General features: G+C 42.9%; 26 protein-coding genes. 11 read left to right on the top strand and 15 right to left on the bottom strand.

Features of this window, described 5'->3' with window-relative positions:
• The first annotated feature begins 358 nt into the window (after positions 1-358).
• Positions 359-1,318 (top strand): hydroxymethylbilane synthase, encoded by a 960-nt coding sequence (hemC, locus tag LW728_RS15135; protein WP_004163774.1) that lies wholly within the window; start codon positions 359-361, stop codon positions 1,316-1,318.
• A gap of 185 nt (positions 1,319-1,503) precedes the next feature.
• Here the strand turns inward: hemC and LW728_RS15130 are convergent, their stop codons facing one another.
• Complete coding sequence (locus LW728_RS15130; protein ID WP_287669249.1) at positions 1,504-1,815, bottom strand: ferredoxin; 312 nt, start codon at positions 1,813-1,815, stop codon at positions 1,504-1,506.
• 1,240 nt (positions 1,816-3,055) lie between these two features.
• Between LW728_RS15130 and ndhC the strand changes: the two genes are divergently transcribed.
• Genes ndhC through LW728_RS15115 form a run of 3 tightly spaced genes read left to right on the top strand, consistent with a single transcriptional unit; the run spans position 3,056 to position 4,713 of the window.
• Entirely contained in the window at positions 3,056-3,418 is a 363-nt protein-coding gene (gene ndhC / locus LW728_RS15125; RefSeq protein WP_002739390.1) for a photosynthetic/respiratory NAD(P)H-quinone oxidoreductase subunit C, read from the top strand.
• Between the two features lie 47 nt (positions 3,419-3,465).
• Positions 3,466-4,209, top strand: a complete 744-nt coding sequence (gene ndhK, locus LW728_RS15120; protein WP_002800109.1) for a photosynthetic/respiratory NAD(P)H-quinone oxidoreductase subunit K — start codon at positions 3,466-3,468, stop codon at positions 4,207-4,209.
• Positions 4,210-4,713: an NAD(P)H-quinone oxidoreductase subunit J gene (locus tag LW728_RS15115; protein ID WP_002738424.1), complete on the top strand. Its 504-nt coding sequence runs from the start codon at positions 4,210-4,212 to the stop codon at positions 4,711-4,713. It abuts the gene before it with no gap.
• A gap of 171 nt (positions 4,714-4,884) precedes the next feature.
• Here LW728_RS15115 and LW728_RS15110 read toward each other — a convergent pair whose 3' ends face one another.
• Positions 4,885-5,754: an alpha/beta fold hydrolase gene (locus tag LW728_RS15110; protein ID WP_287767171.1), complete on the bottom strand. Its 870-nt coding sequence runs from the start codon at positions 5,752-5,754 to the stop codon at positions 4,885-4,887.
• Between the two features lie 278 nt (positions 5,755-6,032).
• Here LW728_RS15110 and LW728_RS15105 point away from each other — a divergent pair, with 278 nt between their 5' ends.
• Positions 6,033-6,950 carry a histone deacetylase family protein gene (locus tag LW728_RS15105; RefSeq protein WP_287767169.1) on the top strand — a complete coding sequence of 306 codons (918 nt, stop codon included), beginning with the start codon at positions 6,033-6,035 and terminating at the stop codon, positions 6,948-6,950.
• 115 nt (positions 6,951-7,065) lie between these two features.
• Complete coding sequence (locus LW728_RS15100; protein WP_287767167.1) at positions 7,066-8,259, top strand: Coenzyme F420 hydrogenase/dehydrogenase, beta subunit C-terminal domain; 1,194 nt, start codon at positions 7,066-7,068, stop codon at positions 8,257-8,259.
• A 396-nt stretch (positions 8,260-8,655) separates the two neighbouring features.
• Here LW728_RS15100 and LW728_RS15095 read toward each other — a convergent pair whose 3' ends face one another.
• A complete protein-coding gene (locus LW728_RS15095; protein WP_159297941.1) occupies positions 8,656-8,802 on the bottom strand; it encodes a hypothetical protein in 147 nt (48 codons plus the stop codon).
• 96 nt (positions 8,803-8,898) lie between these two features.
• Between LW728_RS15095 and LW728_RS15090 the strand changes: the two genes are divergently transcribed.
• A complete protein-coding gene (locus LW728_RS15090) occupies positions 8,899-9,111 on the top strand; it encodes a type II toxin-antitoxin system HicB family antitoxin (RefSeq protein WP_016516940.1) in 213 nt (70 codons plus the stop codon).
• Positions 9,111-9,335, top strand: a complete 225-nt coding sequence (locus LW728_RS15085; protein WP_002739026.1) for a type II toxin-antitoxin system HicA family toxin — start codon at positions 9,111-9,113, stop codon at positions 9,333-9,335. Before LW728_RS15090 ends, LW728_RS15085 begins: the two co-directional genes overlap by 1 nt.
• A 149-nt stretch (positions 9,336-9,484) precedes the next feature.
• On the opposite strand, the gene LW728_RS15080 is transcribed toward LW728_RS15085, so the two are convergent.
• From LW728_RS15080 to LW728_RS15030, 11 genes are all read right to left on the bottom strand, one after another.
• A complete protein-coding gene (locus LW728_RS15080; RefSeq protein WP_002797171.1) occupies positions 9,485-9,739 on the bottom strand; it encodes a type II toxin-antitoxin system RelE family toxin in 255 nt (84 codons plus the stop codon).
• On the bottom strand, positions 9,739-10,002 hold the full coding sequence (locus tag LW728_RS15075) for a type II toxin-antitoxin system Phd/YefM family antitoxin (RefSeq protein WP_002756068.1): 264 nt from the start codon (positions 10,000-10,002) through the stop codon (positions 9,739-9,741). The genes LW728_RS15080 and LW728_RS15075 overlap by 1 nt, the downstream gene beginning before the upstream one ends.
• A 93-nt stretch (positions 10,003-10,095) precedes the next feature.
• On the bottom strand, positions 10,096-10,272 hold the full coding sequence (locus LW728_RS15070) for a hypothetical protein (RefSeq protein ID WP_287767164.1): 177 nt from the start codon (positions 10,270-10,272) through the stop codon (positions 10,096-10,098).
• 55 nt (positions 10,273-10,327) lie between these two features.
• On the bottom strand, positions 10,328-10,510 hold the full coding sequence (locus LW728_RS15065) for a tetratricopeptide repeat protein (protein WP_287767162.1): 183 nt from the start codon (positions 10,508-10,510) through the stop codon (positions 10,328-10,330).
• Complete coding sequence (locus LW728_RS15060) at positions 10,489-10,902, bottom strand: type II toxin-antitoxin system VapC family toxin (RefSeq protein ID WP_002780221.1); 414 nt, start codon at positions 10,900-10,902, stop codon at positions 10,489-10,491. Before LW728_RS15060 ends, LW728_RS15065 begins: the two co-directional genes overlap by 22 nt.
• Positions 10,899-11,120 carry a hypothetical protein gene (locus tag LW728_RS15055; protein ID WP_106908986.1) on the bottom strand — a complete coding sequence of 74 codons (222 nt, stop codon included), beginning with the start codon at positions 11,118-11,120 and terminating at the stop codon, positions 10,899-10,901. The genes LW728_RS15060 and LW728_RS15055 overlap by 4 nt, the downstream gene beginning before the upstream one ends.
• A gap of 297 nt (positions 11,121-11,417) precedes the next feature.
• Positions 11,418-13,364: a tetratricopeptide repeat protein gene (locus LW728_RS15050; RefSeq protein ID WP_502845976.1), complete on the bottom strand. Its 1,947-nt coding sequence runs from the start codon at positions 13,362-13,364 to the stop codon at positions 11,418-11,420.
• Positions 13,365-13,757 carry a hypothetical protein gene (locus LW728_RS15045; protein ID WP_287767160.1) on the bottom strand — a complete coding sequence of 131 codons (393 nt, stop codon included), beginning with the start codon at positions 13,755-13,757 and terminating at the stop codon, positions 13,365-13,367.
• A gap of 106 nt (positions 13,758-13,863) precedes the next feature.
• A complete protein-coding gene (locus tag LW728_RS15040) occupies positions 13,864-15,669 on the bottom strand; it encodes an aspartate kinase (RefSeq protein WP_108937976.1) in 1,806 nt (601 codons plus the stop codon).
• A gap of 468 nt (positions 15,670-16,137) precedes the next feature.
• Positions 16,138-17,655, bottom strand: coding sequence for an NAD(P)H-hydrate dehydratase (locus LW728_RS15035; protein ID WP_287767159.1), 1,518 nt, complete (start codon positions 17,653-17,655; stop codon positions 16,138-16,140).
• Between the two features lie 19 nt (positions 17,656-17,674).
• Positions 17,675-17,863, bottom strand: coding sequence for a hypothetical protein (locus tag LW728_RS15030; protein WP_287767157.1), 189 nt, complete (start codon positions 17,861-17,863; stop codon positions 17,675-17,677).
• A gap of 187 nt (positions 17,864-18,050) precedes the next feature.
• On the opposite strand from LW728_RS15030, the gene LW728_RS15025 reads away from it, so the two are divergent.
• The 3 genes from LW728_RS15025 to LW728_RS15015 are packed head-to-tail and all read left to right on the top strand — an operon-like array spanning position 18,051 to position 20,393.
• Positions 18,051-18,644 (top strand): alpha/beta hydrolase, encoded by a 594-nt coding sequence (locus LW728_RS15025; protein ID WP_353845707.1) that lies wholly within the window; start codon positions 18,051-18,053, stop codon positions 18,642-18,644.
• Positions 18,641-19,981: a 16S rRNA (cytosine(967)-C(5))-methyltransferase gene (locus LW728_RS15020; RefSeq protein WP_287767156.1), complete on the top strand. Its 1,341-nt coding sequence runs from the start codon at positions 18,641-18,643 to the stop codon at positions 19,979-19,981. Before LW728_RS15025 ends, LW728_RS15020 begins: the two co-directional genes overlap by 4 nt.
• A 1-nt stretch (position 19,982) precedes the next feature.
• Entirely contained in the window at positions 19,983-20,393 is a 411-nt protein-coding gene (locus tag LW728_RS15015) for a tellurite resistance TerB family protein (protein WP_287666022.1), read from the top strand.
• A 68-nt stretch (positions 20,394-20,461) separates the two neighbouring features.
• Here the strand turns inward: LW728_RS15015 and LW728_RS15010 are convergent, their stop codons facing one another.
• Complete coding sequence (locus LW728_RS15010) at positions 20,462-22,096, bottom strand: alpha-D-glucose phosphate-specific phosphoglucomutase (RefSeq protein WP_287767155.1); 1,635 nt, start codon at positions 22,094-22,096, stop codon at positions 20,462-20,464.
• Positions 22,097-22,170: the final 74 nt, after the last annotated feature.

Raw genomic sequence — 22,170 nt, 5'->3', positions numbered from 1 at the left:
TCTTTTTTGATTTTCTGAGCCTTGTCCATAATTAAAGTTATTAAAACATTGACTTAGATTATAGCATTTTTTTCAGAAATTGGTTTCCACGTCTCAAATGTAAATGCTATATAAAAACCTTGTGGCATAGGACTTTTCGGCTTTTTTGGCAGTCCAAAAAACAGATAGTTACCCTCACCCCCAACCCCTCTTCCAGAAAAGGAGAAATGGGTAATTACCCTCACCCTATTTGCCTAAAAATATTAAGAGATGTAACTATTTATGCCTAACCGAGAAAGTGATTACTCAACAGGGGTGAGATCAGGATAGTCTAGATCGAGCAGTCAGATAGATGTTTAGTTAAATTCCTAGTTCAGATATGTCCGTTTCTAGTCCTCCTCGTTCCCTGCGTATCGGTTCGCGTAAAAGTCAGTTAGCCCTAGTACAAACCTATTGGGTACAGGCAGAATTGAGTAAACACCACCCCCATCGACAGTTTGAGGTGGAGACGATGAGTACCCAAGGCGATAAAATTCTCGATGTGGCCCTGGCGAAAATCGGTGATAAGGGTTTATTTACCAAAGAATTAGAACTGGGAATGTTGGATAGATCGATCGATCTTGCTGTCCATTCTCTCAAGGATCTGCCCACTAATTTGCCCGAAGGTTTAATCTTGGGTTGCGTCACCGAAAGAGTTAATCCGGCCGATGCTTTGGTGGTAAATAGCCAAAACCAAGACTATCAATTAGACAGTTTACCGGCAGGTGCGGTGGTGGGGACTTCTTCCCTGCGGCGATTGGCCCAGTTGCGTTATCATTATCCCCATCTGACTTTTAAAGATGTGCGCGGCAATGTTAACACCCGTCTGGCAAAACTGGACGCGGGAGAATACGACGGGATTATTCTGGCAGTAGCGGGACTGGAAAGGTTAGGATTAGGCGATCGAGTTCATCAGGTTATTCCGGCGGAAATTTCTCTCCATGCGGTGGGACAGGGGGCTTTAGGGATAGAATGCCGCGATGGAGATGCGGAGGTTTTGCAAGTCCTAAAAGTGTTGGAACACGCCCCTAGTCGCGATAGATGCTATGCTGAACGCGCTTTTTTACGCGAGTTGCAGGGGGGCTGTCAGGTTCCCATCGGAGTGAATACGGCGATCGAGGATGGTATCCTAACTTTAACGGGTATGGTGGCCAGTCTCGACGGTAAGCGCCTGATTAAGGACTCGGTTAGCGGTGATCCTAGCCATGGGGAAGTCTTAGGACGAGATTTAGCCCATAAAGTGCGCGAGGCTGGTGCTGGAGAGATTTTAGCCGAGATTTTCGCAGAAGTGGGCCGATAATTAGTGATCAGCGCCCATTAACCCTACACCCCACACCCTGCCGCTGCAGGATTAATTTTTGGGCTTTATCTCATTGTCGAGTCAAGAGGCAAAAATACAAATAAAGCGAGAACTGTCGCCCTTGCAGTTCCCGCTCTATTATTGTTGTATTGTTGGAGTATCTAACCCCCGAATATTGAGTTAAATTAGTACAAATCTTCTTCTTTGTGGGTGACGATCACACAGTCAGAAGTAGGATAGGCCACACAGGTGAGGACATAACCCGCTTCAATTTGATCGTCATCTAAGAAGGATTGCTCGGATTGATCAACGCTACCGGATATGATTTGACCAGCGCAAGCAGAACAAGCACCAGCACGGCAAGAAGAAGGTAAATCTAATCCTTTTTCTTCCGCTATATCGAGAATATATTCATTATCGGGAACATCAATTTCATAATCGCCCTTGGGTGTTTTCAGGGTGACTTTATAAGTGGTTGTCTTTATTTTCTTTGCCATAGGTTGTTCCTCAGTCTCAAAATGCCTTCTCTCCCCGTTTACACTGAACAGGTCGAATGAGTTTCCTTTTTGATACTACGCGAAAATTCACCAGGCTCAACTTACCATTAGTAATGACAGCCTTAAATAAACTTAAAATAATATTTACTTATCACTTTAGCCGATTAGCTGTTTAATTAAAAGTTGATACAATAGCCTAGTCTCATAAAATAAAAGTCGGCATAGCCTATCCTTCCCTAATGCCTTAAAAAGGGTTTATTCGGTTAAATAGCGCAAAGAACGTCAGCAGAAAACTGAGAGCGCACCAAACCGAAGAAAATCTAGTAGAAACGATTTGGCTACAGTTAACAAGTCTTTTGAGCGGATTTTATGGGATGGCGAAAGGTTTTCCTGTGGTTAAACGACTGTTCGAGTTTTTGGCTAAATTTCAATTATTTAATTTTCCTAAACTTAAAAAATACGATACCTTTTCACATTTCATTTAGGGATGCTATAGCTAACAAAGTTAATCCGAATGGGGATTGGAAATTGTCCTCGTCACTATTTAAGTAGGTAGGGGTTAAAAGCTGTCAGACACCCCCCTTATCAAGGGGGGCAGGGGGGATCCCCCCGCCTATCACCCCCCTTATCAAGGGGGGCAGGGGGGATCCCCCCGCCTATCGGCACCCCCCTTATTAAGGGGGGCAGGGGGGATCAGAGGCAATAACTACTTACTTAAACTGTAATCGTTATAATCTAATCAGTCTTATTTTAAGACATAAACAAGCTATTAAGAGATTTAGCAAAATTCTAGCGAGTCAGTTTTAGTAACTGCATAATGATATATTGTCTTAAGCGATCGCTGCTTTGAGCCTGTGCATTAACAAACAAACTATAATCCGCTGGACAGCATTTCTCATAATTTACACTGCCTAGGAAAAATTTTAGTACAAATGCTCGGACTGACAACACCGGCACTCATTGAGATAGTCAACAGCTGATCCCAGCCACCTCTTTTTTACCATATTTGGCTACACTTCGCTTCTCATAGGGATTGTAGGCTTCCTTGTCACCCCGTCAGAGTTAAGAGCAAAACAGAGACAGAAGCGAAGCTCAACCCGATGATTAGCTAATGGTATCGATAAACATCTTCAATGCTGCTTTTGAGAAGGAGAGGGGTTGCTAAAGCCTCTATAATAAGTAGCCATAGAGATGCCGACAACTTCCCCTGTCGATAGCGAATAAGGAGAAAAAAAACCCAGTGTTTGTCCTCAAAGGTTACGAGTATTTTCTAGGATTTCTGCTCGCTTGCAGTTTAGTACCAATCCTATCCCTAACTGCCTCCAAAGTCCTGCGGCCTAGTGGTGGCGGTCCGGAAAGACGCACTACCTATGAATCGGGGATGGAACCGATCGGCGGTGCTTGGATTCAGTTTAACATTCGTTATTATATGTTTGCCCTCGTTTTCGTGGTTTTTGACGTGGAAACCGTCTTTCTCTACCCTTGGGCAGTAGCTTTCAATCAATTGGGCCTATTAGCTTTTGTAGAAGCACTGATCTTTATTGCTATCCTTGTGGTTGCTCTCGTCTATGCTTGGCGGAAAGGAGCCTTAGAATGGTCATAACGGCCATAATTTTCCTTATTTTTGACTTTTCATGAGAGGATAACCCGATGAGTCCCAACCCTACCAGCGAATTTAAGCAAATTATCGCACAACAAAGCGAAAAAATCCTCAATCCCATCGAACGCACTAAAGTTACCCAGGATTTATCGGAAAATGTCATCCTTACCACCGTTGATGACCTATATAACTGGGCGCGTTTGTCAAGTCTTTGGCCGATGCTATACGGTACAGCTTGCTGTTTTATCGAGTTCGCGGCCTTGATTGGTTCCCGTTTTGATTTCGATCGCTTTGGTTTAGTTCCCCGTTCTAGTCCCCGGCAAGCCGATTTAATCATCACTGCCGGTACAGTTACCATGAAAATGGCCCCCGCTTTGGTGCGTCTGTACGAAGAAATGCCAGAACCCAAATACGTTATCGCCATGGGTGCCTGTACGATTACGGGGGGAATGTTCAGTAGTGACTCCACCACCGCAGTCAGAGGGGTAGATAAACTTATCCCCGTGGATGTCTATATACCCGGTTGTCCCCCCCGTCCGGAAGCGATTATCGATGCAATTATTAAACTGCGGAAAAAAGTCGCTAACGAATCTATTCAAGAACGCGGGACTGTCCTCCAACAAACCAATCGTTATTACAGCACCACCCATAAAATGCAGGCCACGGAACCGATTCTTACGGGTAAATATCTGCAATCGGCCACCCGTCAAGCACCTCCGAAAGAGTTACTAGAAGCCACTGGTATGCCTGTTCCTCCCGCTCTTTTGACCACGAAACAAAAGGAAGAAATCTAAATGACTGAAGAAACCACAGCTATTGTGCAAGCTGGCCCCACTTCGATTTGGTTAAGCGAAAATGGTTTTGATCATCAAGCTTTAGAAGCTGACCATAGTGGTGTGGAATTGATTAAAGTAGAAGCAGAATTTTTAATTCCTCTGGCCACTGCTTTATTCGCTTATGGCTTTAATTATCTCCAATGTCAGGGCGCTTACGATTTGGGACCGGGGAAAGAATTAGTTAGTTTCTATCATCTGGTCAAAGTAACCGATAATGTCGATAGTCCCGTGGAAGTGCGCTTAAAAGTCTTTCTTCCTAGAGATAATCCCAGGGTTGCTTCGGTTTACTGGATTTGGAAAGCCGCTGACTGGCAAGAACGAGAAAGTTATGATATGTTCGGCATTATTTATGAAGGACATCCCCACCTGAAACGGATTTTAATGCCAGAAGATTGGGTAGGTTGGCCCCTACGCAAAGATTACGTTTCTCCCGAATTCTATGAACTACAGGACGCTTACTAAGTCGAGAATTTAATCACTAATTAGGTTATTGATCCTATGGGGTTGGAAGCTATTTCTAGCCCGATTTTTTTTTGATACTAAATCCGCTGAATATAGGCTACATATCAGGAGAGGCACTCATGCAAAACGGAGAATAAATAATCAGTTTTTAATAACAGGATTTAGTATTACTTAGCCGAGAAAATCCTCGATCGCCTGTCCCGTCTCTTCCGCTGCTTCTTCCGGTAAAAAATGACCACTGGCGATCGCCTGTCCTGTCACTTGATTAGCTCGCTGCTGCCAAAGAGCGATCACATCGTATTGACGTGCGATGAAACCTTTTTTTCCCCAAAGAACCAAGAGGGGGGAGGAAATTTTCTGGTCTAAATCCTGACGATCATGCTCTAAATCGATGGTAGCGGCGGCCCGATAATCGGCACAGGTGGCGGTTATCGTCCTTAAATCTCGAAAACAACGCCGATATTCCCCCAAAGCTTCCTCTGTAAAAGCGCTAAAATCTCGCCCCCAACTTTGCAAGCAATGGTGCAGATAATAATCGGGATTAGCAGCGATCAGGGTTTCGGGAAAAGGGGAAGGCTGAATCAAGAAAAACCAATGATAGTAGGCAGTGGCAAAAGTTTGATCAGTCGCCTCGTACATCGCCAGCGTCGGGGCTATATCGAGTAAAACGAGTTTTTTGACCTTTTCTGGAAAATCAAGGGCGAGGCGGTGGGAAACTCGCGCCCCTCGATCATGGCCGATCAGATAAAACTCCTGATAACCCAATTTTTCCATCAGCAACACCTGATCGAGGGCCATCACCCGCTTGCAATAATTGCTAGAATCCTCTAGGGGTAAGGGTTTATCGCTATCCCCGTAGCCGCGCAGATCCGTGGCGATTACCGTAAAATTAGCCGCTAATCGGGGGGCGATTTTATGCCACATTTGATGGGTTTGGGGATAACCATGGAGCAAAAGCAGCGGAAAACCGCGCCCACCTTTGACACCATTGATAGTAATGCCATTAACTTCTAGCTGAAATTTCTGAAAATTTGTCAGCATTTTTGCTTCCTGTCACCTTAGGGGGAGATAATTGCATCATCCGGCAAAAGTGGCCCGATCGGTAAAGTTTTTTCACTATAGCTCCTCAAGCCCCTGTTTTTCTGATAGATTAAAATCATTGGGTTGCTCAAAAATCAACGAGTTAAGCAGTTAGGTGTTAAAAACTGTCAGATCCCCCCGCCTATCGGCACCCCCCTTAATAAGGGGGGCAGGGGGGATCGAACCTAAAATCTATCTTCAATTTAATTATAACCAGCTACTTAAGCAGTAATTTGATTATGATATCGATTATCTATTCCGATGAATTTCTCGATCACGATACAGGTATTTACCATCCCGAAAAAGCGGCGCGTTTAACGGCAATTGTCGAGGCTTTAAAACAAACAGAATGGCAGTCAAAATTAACATGGCATTTACCGACACCGCTCGAAATTCGTGACGAAGTAATTCCTTTGATTAAACAAGTTCATAATCAAGATTATGTTGATAGATTGCGGCGAATTTGTCAACAGGGCGGAGGAAGATTGGATGCCGATACTCCCGTTTCTGCGCGTAGTTACGATGTGGCGTTACTAGCGGTTAGTGGCTGGTTAGATGGAGTCGAACGAGTCTTATCTACTGGCGATCCTACCTTTATTTTAGCCCGTCCCCCCGGACATCATGCCACTTCTAATTATGGCATGGGTTTCTGTCTGTTTTCTAATGCTGCTATTGCCGCCTATTATGCTTTGGAAAACAAAAGAGTGCAAAAAGTAGCGATTCTTGATTGGGACGTACATCACGGCAATGGCACCCAGGATATAGTCGAAAATCATCCCCAGATTGCCTATTGTTCCCTCCATCAATTCCCCTTTTATCCAGGCACGGGAGAAGCGAGAGAAAAAGGGGAGTTTAATAATGTTTTGAATATTCCCTTATCGGCGGGAAGTACGATTAAAGATTATCAAGAACATTTTGAGGGGCAAGTCATACCTTTTCTGAAAAATTTTCAACCGGATTTAGTGATTGTTAGTGCTGGATATGATGCCAATCAAGCGGATCCTCTGGCGGGAATTTGTTTACACCCACAGGATTATGGAATTTTAACCAAATACCTCTTAACTCTCAATAAACCGCTGCTTTTCGGCTTAGAAGGCGGTTATGATTTAGAAACTTTAGCGGCTTCCGTCGTCGCCACCTTAGAAGCTTTGCTCTGATCCTATTCCGGGTAATCGTTACATTTCTTTAAAAAGATTGGTAACAAAGCGATCTAATGCGGTAAGGTAAACGATCAATAGAAAAAAACCCTTGACCTAGTTGCCTTTTAAGATTATGAACTCCCTTGCGCCACACCTAAAAGCCAAAGCCCTCAAGTCAAATAGTCGTCGTCCTGCCAAAGAATTGTGCAGCGAGTGCGGACTTTGTGACACTTATTATATTCACTATGTTAAAGAAGCTTGTGCTTTTCTCAATCAACAAATCGCCGATTTAGAAGCAGCATCACACGGCAAAAGTCGCGACTTAAATCAGGAAAATGATCTCTATTTTGGTGTTCATCAAGAGATGATGGCTGCCAAGAAAAAACAAGCTATCCCTGGGGCGCAATGGACAGGAATCGTCAGCACAATTGCCTGTGAAATGCTCGATCGTGGTTTAGTAGAAGGGGTGGTTTGTGTGCAGAATACCGCCGAGGATCGCTTTCAACCGCAGCCGATTCTTGCCCGTACCACGGAAGAAATTCTCGCCGCTAAAGTTAATAAACCGACTCTTTCTCCCAATTTATCAGTCCTAGAAGAAATTGAAAAATCGGGCATGAAACGGTTATTAGTTATCGGAGTTGGTTGTCAAATTCAAGCCCTAAGAGCAGTAGAAAAAAAATTAGGCTTGGAAAAATTATATGTCTTAGGAACTCCCTGCGTCGATAATGTCACCCGCTCAGGACTGCAAAAGTTTCTAGAAACTACCAGTCGTTCCCCAGAAACTGTGGTTCACTACGAATTTATGCAGGATTTTCGGGTACACTTTAAACACGAAGACGGCTCGATGGAAATGGTTCCCTTTTTTGGCTTAAAAACTAATAAATTAAAAGATGTTTTTGCCCCTTCCTGTATGACTTGTTTTGATTATGTTAACTCCCTTGCTGATTTAGTTGTGGGCTATATGGGCGCACCTTTTGGCTGGCAATGGATTATGGTTCGTAATGATACGGGCAAGGAAATGTTAGAGTTAGTTAAAGATCAATTAGACACCCAAGATGTTATGTCTAGTGGTGATAGAAAACAGGCGGTACAAAATAGCATTCCTGCCTATGATAAAGGTGTAACCTTGCCGATGTGGGCGGCAAAAATGATGGGAGTAGTAATTGAAAAAATCGGGCCTAAAGGTTTAGAATATGCTCGCTTTTCCATCGATTCTCACTTTACCCGTAATTACCTTTATGTTAAACGTAATTATCCTGAAAAATTAGCGGCTCATGTTCCTGAATATGCTAAAAAGATTGTGGAACAGTATAAATTGCCCGATTAATTAGGGTATGCTGAAAAAGTAGGGGCGCAACATTCGGATAGGAAATCTACGGTTTCAGCGATGGGTTATCCCCCGAATGTTCACCCTTACAGGGTGTGATCGCCGATCAAGTCAATAATAAGTGGTGGGTTACAACTAACGCACCCTAGGTTTTACTTATCACTAGGTAATAGGTGTAGGGGTAATTCATGAATTACCCCTACAATAACGTTTTTCTGGATGTTGTTAAATTTTCTCTTGACAAAGGCGACTTGACAGGATACTATATTCACAATGGAAAATCCGTGCGCCTACGAACCCTCTTTTCCAACGGTCTTAACTATGATTGGTTCATTCAATCAATCTTCATCTCTAATCTACTCTTAACTAGCTCCCTAGTCATAGTCCATCAGATGATTACATCAACCACTGTCGATGGTGGTGGGTTACTGGACTAGGTAATAGGTGTAGGGGTAATTCATGAATTACCCCTACAATAACGTTTGTCTGGATGTTGTCAAATTTTCTCTTGACAAAGGCGACTTGACATGATACTATATTCATAATGGAAAATCCTTGCGCCTACAGACCCTATTTTCAAGTCTCAATAATCGCCAATAAAAGCTTAGATAGCGATAATTTTTTTAAGGATTGAGAACCATGAACCATCAAAGAGAGTTTTATGTTGTCATTGAACGAGATGAGGATGGATATTATGTTGGGGAAGTTCCTCAACTTCGGGGTTGTTACAGTCAAGGGGAAACGATTGATGAATTGATGAAGAATATCAGGGAAGTGATTGAACTTTGCTTGGAAGATGGCAATCCTGAAGATGTGTCGGAGTTTGTTGGAATTGAAAAGGTGTCTATCTGATGCCAAAATTACCGATATTAACCGGTGATGAAGTTATCAAAGCTTTAACGAGAATAGGGTTTCAATCTATCCGACAAAAAGGAAGTCATCTGCGCTTAAAACATGAAGATGGAAGAGTTGTCACCGTACCGGTTCATCGGGGGAAAACTGTCGGGAAAGGATTACTCCTAAAAATTTTACGCGATGCTGAACTGACACAAGAAGAATTTATTCGTCTGCTGTAATTCCCATCTTGATTTAAGCTTCATGTCCCCGTTTTTCTGGATGTTGTTAAATTTTCTCTTGACAAAGGCGACTTGACATGATGCTATATATATAATGGAAAATCCGTGCGCTTGCAAACCCTAGTTTTCAAGAATTTTCAAGGTCTAGTTTATTCGCCATAATGAGTTTTAGCACGATGAATATAGATTAACTTCTGTTCATCATTAATGGTGTAAAGTATTCTATCTTGATAACTTAACCGAATTGAATAGAAACCCGTTAAATCTCCTACTAATTTTTTGCCACTATAGGGAGAAATACTCAGGGTATCTTGGATAATTGACTTCAGTTTTTTCTTAAGTTTAAGGGTTAGCTTATCAACATCTTTTTTAGCTTCTTTGGTAAATCTGACTTCATAAACCATTAATCAATGTCTCCCAAGACTTCCTCAAGAGAATAGGTTTCATTTTCATTAATTTGCTGTAGAGATAGTTGTAAGCTTTCTCTTAAATCGGGAATAGAGAGTAATTCGATGGTTTCTTGTAAACTTTCATAGTTTTTTTGGGAAATCAAAATTACAGAGTCCTCCTGATTCTCAATGGCATAAATTTTGTTATCTTCTGTAACCGATTTAACCAGACTTGGTAAATCGGTTTGAGCATCGGCGATTTTAATTTTTTTGATCATAATTAATCCTTTTTTTGATGATGAAATAATAAAAATTATTGTAGGGATTTAACAATCTCTCCTAATCACAGTCCAGACAGCATCCTCCTATAATTATCCATCATTGTAGTCATCAGTGATTAATTCAATCATAGTCAATGATAGGTGATGCGTTACTGGACTAGGTAATAGGTGTAGGGGTAATTCATGAATTACCCCTACAATAACGTTTTTCTGGATGTTGTTAAAATTTCTCTTGACAAAGGCGACTTGACAGGATACTATATTCATAATGGAAAATCCGTGCGCCTACGAACCCTATTTTCCAAAGCATTCAAACTCTATCTTAATTCTGATTGCCAGAGTTGCGACAACATAGTTTTATATTCTCCATAATCGTTTGGGTATGGGGATGATTTTCCCCTAATCCTTCTCTGAAAATATTAATCGCTTCTAGATGGAGAGGTTCCGCTTCTGTGTAGCTGTCTTGGGAATGATACAATAGTCCTAAATTATTGAGAGATACCAATTTTCATAACTAAGATTGGGAATATTTTGAAAGTGCTTAATGTTAGCTGTAATCAGAGTATAATCGCAATAAATAGCAGTCGCAGCAATAAACAAATCAATCGGGGTAATGAGTTGTCCTTTTATTCTAAGATTAACGTATATTTGAGTAGCTATATCACTAATTTCACGATCATAACCAATTACTTCACTGACTTCTACAAGACGTTCAAATTGTTGTTGTTGATTTCGTGCATCTTTATACAATAAACCACTTTTAATCTCGTAATAGGTAAAGATTGAAAACGATATATAAGTATAGTGTTGTCGATAGATGCGGAATTGTTCAATTACTGCGGGATTGCCTCGTAAAAAATAAGAGAGGATATTGGTATCAAGTAATGCTTGTTTCATAAGTCATTTATCCGTTTTAAATCAAGTTGACGATTAGCTTCTGCTTCTTCGACAATCTCTTGCATAGTATTTTCTATATCTGCTGCCATACCAGCAAATTCCATAAAGTCAACGTCTGGATGTTTTGTTTTTATAGATTGGACAAAATGCAGGATTTCCGGCAGCAGAGAAATGGGAGTTGTTTCAATTTCTTTAATAAGTTGTTCTTTGAGTGTCATAGCTTTATCAGTTATCAGTTTATGATTGGTTCATTCAAGGCTCTCTTGGATTTGGTGGGTAAAATGTATTCTAAGATACAGTCCTGCTGGCGAGGGAATGGAAGGAACCACAAAGGCACAAAGGACACAAAGATCGATTATGTTGTAGGTTAAGCTTATCGCACAGAACCTGGAAGATTCCTATAATAAGTCTAAGCTGTGATTTGAATGATTGAGTGAATACTATGATTGTGTTGTATTTGGCAAGTCTTTATCAATGATCAATTATAGTCTATCCCATAATCCCATAAATCACAGTTAAGGCGATGGATGTTGCTGTTGTCGCATTATTTGTAAGTTTTCCCGAATTGTAACAGTATTAGGATGATTCTCCCCTAATGCTTGGGTAGCAATATTAATCGCTTCTAGATAGAGAGGTTCCGCTTCTGTGTATCTGCCTTGGGAATCGTACAATGCTGCTAAATTGTTGAGGGAAGTTGCCACAGAGGGATGATTGTCTCCTAAGAGTCGTTTACACAAATCTAATGCTTCTAGAAAGAGAGGTTCTGCTTCTGTGTACCTGCCTTGGGAATAGTACAAGTTTGCTAAATTGTTGAGGGAAGCTGCCACATGGGGATGATTGTCTCCTAAGAGTCGTTTACACAAATCTAATGCTTCTAGAAAGAGAGGTTCTGCTTCTGTGTACCTGCCTTGGGAATTGTACAAGTATGCTAAACTGCTGAGGGAAGTTGCCACATCGGGATGATTGTCTCCTAAGAGTCGTTTAAGCAAATCTAAAGCTTCTAGATAGAGAGGTTCCGCTTCTGTGTACCTGCCTTGGGATTTGTACAAGTATGCTAAATTGTTGAGGGAAGCTGCCACATGGGGATGATTGTCTCCTAAGAGTCGTTTATACAAATCTAATGCTTCTAGATAGAGAGGTTCCGCTTCTGTGTACCTACCTTGGGAATTGTACAAGTATGCTAAATTGTTGAGGGATTGTGCCACATCGGGATGATTGTCTCCTAAGAGTCGTTTTCTCAAATCTAATGCTTCTAGATAGAGAGGTTCTGCTTCTGTGTACCTGCCTTGGGAATCGTACAATGCTGCTAAATTGTTGAGGGAAGTTGCCACATCGGGATGATTGTCTCCTAAGTGGGTTCGAGTTGCGGTTAAACAAGCTTGATAGTAGGGTTCAGCAATAGCATACAATCCTTGTCCATTATAATAACGAGCTAAACCCGTATAGGACCAAAATAAATCCTCATCAGCGATATATTGGGGATATTCCCCGACAGATGTTTGTAGATCGGTTAACCATTCCTCCACTGTATCCCCATCCTCATCGGGAAATAAATCCAGAATCATCCCCTTGGGAAAGGGCGCAAGAGCGAATAAACTGAGGTAAAGTGCCAAAATTTGCGCTTCTGGTTCGCTATGCAACTCCTCCCAACTGAGATTAAAGGCAGCTTTTAACCCTCTTTCCCCAGTCATTTCTGTATCAAACTTGGGATTTTTGGCTAAAATTGGCTCATCTAAGCCTTTTTCGGCTAATTTCTGCCGTATTTTGCTAATTTTCCAATCCTGTCGCCGTTTTAGCAACCTTGCCACCAATTCTAACGCCAAGGGTAAATAACCTAAATCCTGACATAATAATTTAGCTGCCTCGATTTGTGTGTCAATTCTGTTGTCTTCAAGGTAGGAACGCAATAAATCAAGTGCATCTTTTTCTTTTAATACTTCTACCCGAAAAGTTGCAATTGTCGCTGATAAATATTCCTTGCGAGTGGTAATTAAAACCTGAAAGCGTTTGTCTTCTTGCGGTGGTAAATAATCCCTAATTTGCTGATAATCCCGCACATCATCAAAGATAATTAGGACATTTCCCGCTAACCAGTTTTGCCAACAATAACGAATTTTTACGTCTAATTCTCCCTCATCCGGTAAAGTTAATTTGAGATGTACCCGCGCAAAATCTAAAATAGAAGTACCGATAAAACCGCCGTCACTTTCTGCCACATTTAACCAACATATACCCCCCGGATAGGCTTTTTCCCGCCATTGTTGCCAGCCAAACTGTCTGGCTAGTTCGGTTTTACCTATGCCTCCCATTCCCGTTAAGGTAGATATAGCAAGCTTTTGGGATTGTTGTAATTGAGTTTTTAAGTCAATTAATTCCTGATCCCTACCAACAAATTTAGGGATATTACTATTAGATAAATTGTGAGGATGTTGTTTAACCTGTTCCTTAACAGGCGGCTGCAGTCAGGTTTTATTGATGTTTATAGTTGCTGCTTGATAAACTTCACCACCCTCAACCTTATTCTGGAAATTTGTCCCTCCATAATTAGCCTGATTCATACTACTATTATCCTGAATTTTCAAGGATTGAATTTCTGTTGCTAAACCCTTGACTTTTTCGGCGAAATCTGCTTCATCATTCATGGCAACCTTTAAATAATCTGCTACTTTTTCTAGATCAGTTTTTGACCCTTTTTCAGCAGCTTGTAAAGCTTTTTCAGCATTAGGATTAGCTTTAAGTTTATTCCAGATGATTTGCCGCAAAGTATTAATTTTTTCTAGAGCAGCTTCGGTAAATTTTTCTACAGTAGTCTGAAATACCAAAGCAACAATTGTCGCCACTGTTATCGGTTCCATAGATAAAATCGGGGTGATGAGGGTTAACTTATTTATCGGGTTTTTGGGGGTTAAGTTGCCAACAATTAAACAACTCTTACCCCCATCATAGAACTTGTAATTTCATTTAGGCGGGTACTTCAATTTTACCCTGTCCGGCCAATCCAAAAGCGGCGTGAACCACTTGTAGGGCCCTGACTCCATCTTCCTGATTCACCACACAACTGATTTTTATATCAGAAGTAGCAATCATCAAAATATTAATTTTCTCCTTTGCTAAAGCTTCAAAAAAGCGTGCTGCTACCCCCGGTTGTCCTTCCATTCCCGAACCAACAATGCTCACTTTGGCCACATCATTATTAACCACTACTTCCTGTAAACCCAAACTTTCCGATAGTTCTAAAAGGATTTTTTGGGCTAAATTAGCATCAGCTTGGGGTAAAGTAAAAGCGATATCCCGTCGGGGAATACCATCGACAATGCGACAGCGTTGGGATTGAATAATCATATCAACACTGACATTTTTTGCCGCTAAAACCGAGAAAATTCTCGCCGCCATCCCGGGGCGATCGGGGACGTTACGAATAGCCATTTGTGCCTGATTATTATCTAGGGCCACTCCCCTGACTGGGACTAAATTTTTAGGGATTTCGCAATGAGCAACTTTAGCAGAATACTCCACTTGAAAAGCATCACAAAGGACTTTAATTGCTTTTTCTCCGTCCGCTTCATCGATGACACAACTGACTTTTACTTCAGAAGTGGAGATCATTTCGATATTAATTGCCGCTGCGGCCAAAGTGCTAAATATTTGGGCAGCAATTCCAGGCCGGCCGATCATACCAGCGCCGGTAATGGCGATTTTAGCGGCCCCGGATTCGATGATCACTTCCGCTTCCTCTGTATTAGTGGGATGGGAACGTAAAACTGGTGCGATCGCTTCGGCCACGGATTGGGCTTTTTTCAAGGCATTTCCCATCACCGTAAAGGCGATATCGTTGCTGTCCCCCTCGTGAATCGATTGAATAATTAAATCCACGTCCACCTGTTGATGGGCGATTTCCCCAAATAAACGGGCAGCGATACCGGGACGATCCGGAACCCGTAAAAGGGAGATTTTCGCCTGATTGCCGTCAAATTCCACCGCATCCACTGCTTTTGTCAATTCCAATCCTTGCAGGGTGCGCGGTTTCGGTGCTGGGGATGTCACCCAAGTACCCGGATCCTCTGTCCAACTGGAGCGGACAACCAAGGGAACCCCGAAGTTTTTAGCGATTTCCACCGCTCGCGGGTGGAGAACTTTCGCCCCTAAACTGGCTAATTCGAGCATCTCATCGCAGGTAATTTGGTCTAAAAGACGCGCTTCGGGGACTAAACGGGGGTCAGTGGTGAGAATACCGGGTACATCGGTGTAAATTTCGCAAAAATCGGCTTTTAAGGCGGCTGCTAGGGCCACGGCCGAGGTATCGGACCCACCGCGCCCTAGGGTGGTAATCTCTAGTTGATCACTATCGCTAACACCTTGAAAACCGGCGACCACAACTACTTTACCCTCCGATAGATGACGGGAAAGGCGATCGGTTTTAATTTCTAAGATACGGGCCCGACTATGTTCGGATTCCGTGACAATTCCCACTTGAGCGCCGGTTAGGGAGATGGCCGGTTGTCCGATTTCCTCTAGGGCCATACTCATCAAGGCGATTGTCACCTGTTCCCCCGTGGATAATAACATATCCATCTCCCGGCGCGAGGGTTCGGCGGCGATCTGTTTGGCTAAATTGACCAATCCATCGGTGGTTTTACCCATGGCAGAAACGACCACCACCACGGTGTTTCCTGCTATTACCGTATTTTTGACCCGTTGAGCTACCGATTGAATGCGTTCCACGGAACCTACCGATGTACCACCGTATTTTTGGACAATTACAGCCATAGTTGTCAGCGCTAGAGACTTTCTATCTTTGTTCAATCTCCAACTTATCAAAATTCCTAACGATAAGTGGTTTTGGTTAACATTCCTTATGTTTTATCAAATGCCGACTATCTGAATTAATCCTTAAGACTGCACCGGAGAAGGGAGCGCCGGAGCTAGGTTGAGGCAGTCCGAGCATTTGTACTAAAATGTCAATAGGCAGTTTAAATACAGTACATTTATGCTATTAATAATATTTTGGCTCTCTTAGGTTTGGTGGGTATTATGAAAGATATTTTAATGTTAGATACAGTAATAATTATCAATTCTGATACTCCCTTAATCTTAGGACTGATTCATGGTAGGGTTAATTCATGAATTAACCCTACCCTTGATAAGGGGGTAAATCTGACAATTTTTAACACCTACCTACTTAATCCTTTATCGATTTTACTCGGTTTTTGGGTTGCGTGTGTTTCCCCTCGGAGTTTAATTTAAATCTTTAAGGGCGGCAAATAAATAATTAGCTAAAGTTACTCCATCTACTCCTAATTCTGTCCTTTCTTGGGCTGCTAAAATGCCAGCTTGAGCGTGTAAATAAGCCGCTAATGCAGTTGTTTCTGGGGGATTATCCGGCATTTGGGTTAAGAATCCGCCGATTAGTCCCGTTAAGACATCACCACTACCACCTCGCGCTAAAGCGGAGCTACTTTCGGGAATTAAATACATTTTACCTTCCGGGGAGGCGATTATAGTTCTGGCTCCTTTTAATAAGACAATTGCACCACTTTGTTGAGATGCTTTTTGAGTGATATTAATCCTATCTTGAGAACCTGATAAGTTAGGAAATAAGCGTTTAAATTCTCCCCAATGAGGCGTTAAAATTGTCTTATTCTGACGAGATGATAATTTTTCTGTACCCAGTTGAGCCAAAATATTTAAAGCATCAGCATCGAGTATAATCGGTTTATCACTGTCTAAAACCTGTTCGATAATAGCGGGATTTTCTGTGGTTAATCCAGGACCACAGGCGAGGACATGATAATTATTTAATTCTAGGGGAAGTTCGGCAATAGCTCCCGTGGCAGTTTCGGGACAATCGATAATTAATGCTTCTGGTAAATGACTAATTAATAAAGATTTAAGGGCAGCAGGAACAGCAATAGAAAGCATTCCTACACCACTACCTCGCGCTCCTAATCCGGCAAGAATTGCCCCCCCTGCATAACGACGAGAACCACAGATAATTAATAAATGTCCCTGCTGATATTTATGGGTAAGGAGAGGACGGGGTAAGGGTAAATAAGGGCGAATTAGATCGGGATTAACCCTCAGAATTGGCGGTGAATCTTGTAAAATTGTTTCTAGGTCAAGGGGACTAATTCCGATATCAATTAACTCCACTTTACCCAGATAGGGTAGGGCCAAATCCTGGAAAAAAGCTCGCTTCCAGAGTCCCAAACAAAAGGTATGAGTGGCTTTAATTGCCGTGCCTAAAACCTCTCCGGTGTCGGTGTGAATTCCCGAAGCAATATCGATACTAATTATCGGTTTTTGCCAACTATTAATTTTATCGACTAATTCGGCAATCTCTCCCGATAAAGTCCTTTCTAAACCAAAACCGAAAAGACCATCGATAATTAACTGACAATCCCGCAAAGATTCTAAAGTTTTCTGAAAAATTAAGCCTAAATGCTTGACATAATTAGCCTGTTGTGCTGTTAAATCCTTGAGTTTGGCGATCGGACAAAAAAGAGATACTTGATAACCGGCGAGATGTAATTCTCTAGCAATCACGAGAGCGTCGCCGCCATTGTGGCCGGGGCCGACGATAACGCCGATTTTGGGGAAATCAGCCAAAGAATAGGACTTTTTAAACTGTTGTGCCGTTAACAGGGCTGCCTTTTCCATCAAAGCGGCCACAGGCATACCAGAGGCAAAAATCGCCCCTTCAATGCGACGCATCTGCTCGCTATTAACCACGTTTGACCGATAATTGTAGCTCATTCGGGGGATAAATTGCCTGTTAACAGGTGTAGATAACTTTTTTGCCGAAAAATTGCCAATTAGACCCAATTTTCACTGGCTCAAGGCTGGGTTGGGTGATAATAGCCAGATCATTCTGTCTAGTTTCCGCTTGACGGTGATTCGCCCCTACAATAATATCATTGCGCCAATGGTAGGGGCGCACTGCGTGCGCCCACAATGTCCTCACCCCCAAACCTTCTCCCAGAAGCAGAAGTTATTCCAAGAGGGCGAATGCAATTCGCCCCTACAGATATTATTTGAAGCTGATCACTGAAAAGACTCCCCCACAGCCATCTCACCCCGGGGAAAACCGCTATAGAATAGATAAAAAAGAGAATTGCGAGGAAAAAACCCTGTCTTTTAACCCGATTGTCATTCCCCCTTCCCCAGAAAATCCCGCTCGCTATCTAGTGATCATGCTGCACGGTTGGGGTGCGGATGCCATGGATCTGGCCCCCCTAGCATCGATGCTGGATCTGGCTGATTGTCAATTTTTGTTTCCTAATGCTCCCTTTGATCATCCGCAAGTGCCGGGAGGACGCGCCTGGTATGCGTTAGAAACCTCCGATTATCAAGGTTTAGCCGCTAGTCGTCAACAGTTGCACGATTGGATTATTTCCCTAGAAGCAACTACCGGTATTCCCCTAGAGCGGACTTTTTTGACCGGTTTTTCCCAAGGGGGAGCGATGACGCTGGATGTGGGTTTATCCTTACCCTTGGCGGGATTGGGTTCCCTGAGTGGTTATCTGCACGGTGAACCCCATCCCCAAGATCCACAAAATGTCTTAATTGTTCATGGTAAGCAGGATCCCGTCGTTCCTATCGCTGCTGCTCGTCAGGCCAGAGATTTACTGCTTGGTTTGGGGGTTAACGTCGAATATCACGAGTTAAATATGGGTCACGAAATCCCGATTCCGGCGCTGACTATTTTACGCCAATTCCTCCGCAATCGTCTGGAAACTGCATGAATAATGCTCGTCAGCTGGCTTTGCTGATTTTACGCGATATCGATCGCTCTTCCGCCTATCCCGATCGCGCTCTTGATCGCCATTTGTCCGCTAGTTCCTTAAATTGTCTTGACAAAGCCTTGACAACGGAGATTGTTTATGGTATAATCCGCCGCCAAAGAACTTTGGATGCGCTGCTCGATCGCTTGGGGAAAAAAACCGCGGCCCAGCAACCCCCGGATTTACGGCGAATTCTCCATATTGGTCTTTATCAACTGCGTTATCTCTCCCAGATTCCCCCATCGGCGGCGGTGAATACGGCGGTAGAATTAACTAAAATCAGTCATTTAGGCAAATTAGCGGCGGTGGTTAACGGAATGCTGCGGCAATATCTCCGTTTAACCGCTAATGGCGATGATCCTTTAATTTTGCCAGAAAATACCGCTTCTAGATTGGGTATTCTCCACAGTTTCCCCGATTGGTTGGTGCAATTGTGGTTAGATCGCTTTAGTGTTACGGAAACGGAACAACTTTGTCAATGGTTTAATCGATCTCCTGACCTCGATATTCGGATTAATCCCCTGAAAACTAGCCGAGAAGCCCTAGAAAATGAGTTAGAATCAGCCAATATAACTTTTAATCATCTTAAATTACCTCTAGCTTGCCGTTTAACCTCTGGTTTAGGCAATATTGAGCGTTTAGAGGGATTTCGAGCCGGAAATTACACCCTACAGGATATTAGCGCCCAATTAGTCACTTATCTCCTCGATCCCCAGCCCGGAGAGACAATTATCGACGCTTGCGCGGCACCGGGGGGAAAAACCACTCATATTGCCGAATTAATGGGCGATCGGGGTAGAATATTGGCCTGTGATCAAACGGCATCCCGTTTACGACAGTTAGAAGCCAATATTAAAAGATTAGACTTAAAAGCGATCGAAATACATCTAGGGGATAGTCGCGATCGTCCCCAGTGGTGTGGCATCGCCGATCGTGTACTAATCGATGCTCCCTGTTCAGGATTGGGAACCCTGCACAAGCGTCCTGATATACGTTGGCGACAAACACCCGAAAATTTACCTGTACTAGCCAAACGACAGGGGGAACTTTTAGCCTCGGCTGCCACTTGGGTAAAACCGAAGGGAATCTTAGTTTATGCCACCTGTACTCTCGATCCGTTAGAAAATGAAAGAGTGATCGAGCAGTTTTTAGCGGCTCATCCCGATTGGAAAATGGCCACTCCTGACTCTAATTCATCTTTCTCAGAATACTATACAGAAACGGGAGCGATCGAAGTGTTACCCCATCGGCATAATCAAGACGGTTTTTTTATGGCTAAGTTAGTCAAGGAAGTGTGAGATGAAAAATAAACAATTACTGAAAATTCTCATCGGTGTTGCTTGGATTGATGGTGTCATTCAACCATCAGAAAGAAATTATTTACGACAGGTAGCTGTGAGGGAAAAACTTGATGATGATCCGGAGATTAAACCACTATTATCGGAACTAAAACCGATTAAAACCAGTGAATGTTATCGATGGTTAGAGTCTTATTTAGGCGATAATCCTAGTCCGGAAACCTATCAAGATCTAATAACATCGATTAGCACTTTAATCTATAGCGATGACGACGTGGATATACAGGAAGCGAAATTATTAACCAAAGTGCAGAGTCTTGATCCGACTCACGATAGCCATCGATCTATTTTAGATAAATTAGTGACGGGAATTCAGAAATTGTACCACAGGGCAATTACTGAAAGTAATTAAGGAGGGGCTATCAGTGATGAGCAGGTCAAAAATTTCCCCGATAAAAACTGATAGCCGCTCCCTAGATTTTAGGTAATAACTGTGGGTTGTTCCCGTCCGGTAGATTGACGAATTTGACCGATTTTTTCGGCTAAATCAATTAACGGCTGTAGGGCCTTTTGGGTGTCGATATCGTGTTTACTTGCGTCCGGTTCATAACTTTCTAGATAAACCCGGAGAGTTGCTCCTTTAGTTCCCGTACCCGATAGACGATAAATAATCCGAGAACCATCGGTAAAACCAATGCGAATGCCTTGATTTTTACTCACACTACCATCCACCGGATCCGTATAGCTAAAATCATCGGCATATTCCACTTCATAGTTACCAAATTGTTTACCCTTAAGGTCTAAAACCAGCTTCTGGAGACGTGCCATCATCTCTTTAGCCGGTTCTAAGGCGACTTCTTCATAGTCATGACGAGAATAGAAATTGCGGCCAAATTCTTGCCAATGACTGCGGACAATTTCCTCTACAGATTCCCCTTTAACTGCCAAAATATTTAACCAGAAAAGAACCGCCCATAAACCATCTTTTTCGCGAATATGATTGGAACCCGTGCCGAAACTTTCCTCCCCGCAAAGGGTTGCTTTCCCCGCATCTAACAAATTACCGAAGAATTTCCAACCGGTGGGAGTTTCATAACAGTCAATTCCCAGTTTAGCCGCTACGCGATCGGCCGCCGCACTGGTGGGCATCGATCGCGCCACTCCCGTGATACCATTTTGATACCCTGGTACTAGATGAGCATTGGCAGTTAGTACCGCTAAACTATCACTGGGGGTGACAAAAAAATTCCGACCGAGGATCATATTGCGATCGCCATCTCCATCGGAAGCGGCCCCAAAATCCGGGGCCTCTTGACCGAAGAGAATTTCTACCAGATCATGGGCATAGACTAGGTTAGGATCGGGATGACCACCACCAAAATCCTCTAGGGGAATACCATTTAACACTGTACCCTTGGGCGCACCTAAACGCTGTTCAAATAGAGCATAAGCGTAGGGACCGGTTACCGCATGGAGAGAATCCATGCACATTTTAAACTTACCAGAAGTGAGTAGGGCCTCAATGCGATCGAAATCAAAAATCTTTTCCATCATTTTGACGTAGGGAGTAACCGCATCGATCACTTCCACATCCATAGTTCCCAGTTTAAAGGAACCGGGGCGATCAAGATTAATATCGGCCCCTAAGAGGATTTTATAACTGCTAATCACCTTCGTCTCGGCATAAATTGCATCGGTGATATTTTCCGGGGCCGGTCCGCCGTTAGTAATATTGTACTTAATGCCAAAATCCCCCTCTGGACCGCCGGGGTTATGACTAGCGGAGAGAACAATACCGCCAAAAGCGTTATTTTCGCGAATTAACCCAGAAATAGCGGGAGTGGAGACAATACCATCGGTTCCCACGAGGATTCTACCGATACCGTTAGCGGCGGCGATTTTCAGGATAGTTTGAATAGCTTGACGGTTATAATAACGACCATCTCCACCGACGACTAGGGTTTGACCCTCGATACCGTCTAAAGTATTGAAGATAGCTTGAATAAAATTTTCCAGATAATGGGGTTGTTGAAAAACGGGAACGGATTTTCGCAATCCAGAAGTCCCCGGTTTCTGGTCACTAAAGGGTTTTGTGGCAACGGTTTCAATCGTCATAGTCTTTTCTCGATGGGCTGACGCAATTGTAAACTTAAGTATATAGCAGTAGGTTGACAGCCAAGAAATCGGGT

It is taken from the genome of Microcystis sp. 49638_E5, assembly GCF_021300285.1.
GTDB lineage: Bacteria > Cyanobacteriota > Cyanobacteriia > Cyanobacteriales > Microcystaceae > Microcystis > Microcystis aeruginosa_C.
This window is presented reverse-complemented; position numbering and strand designations above follow the sequence as displayed.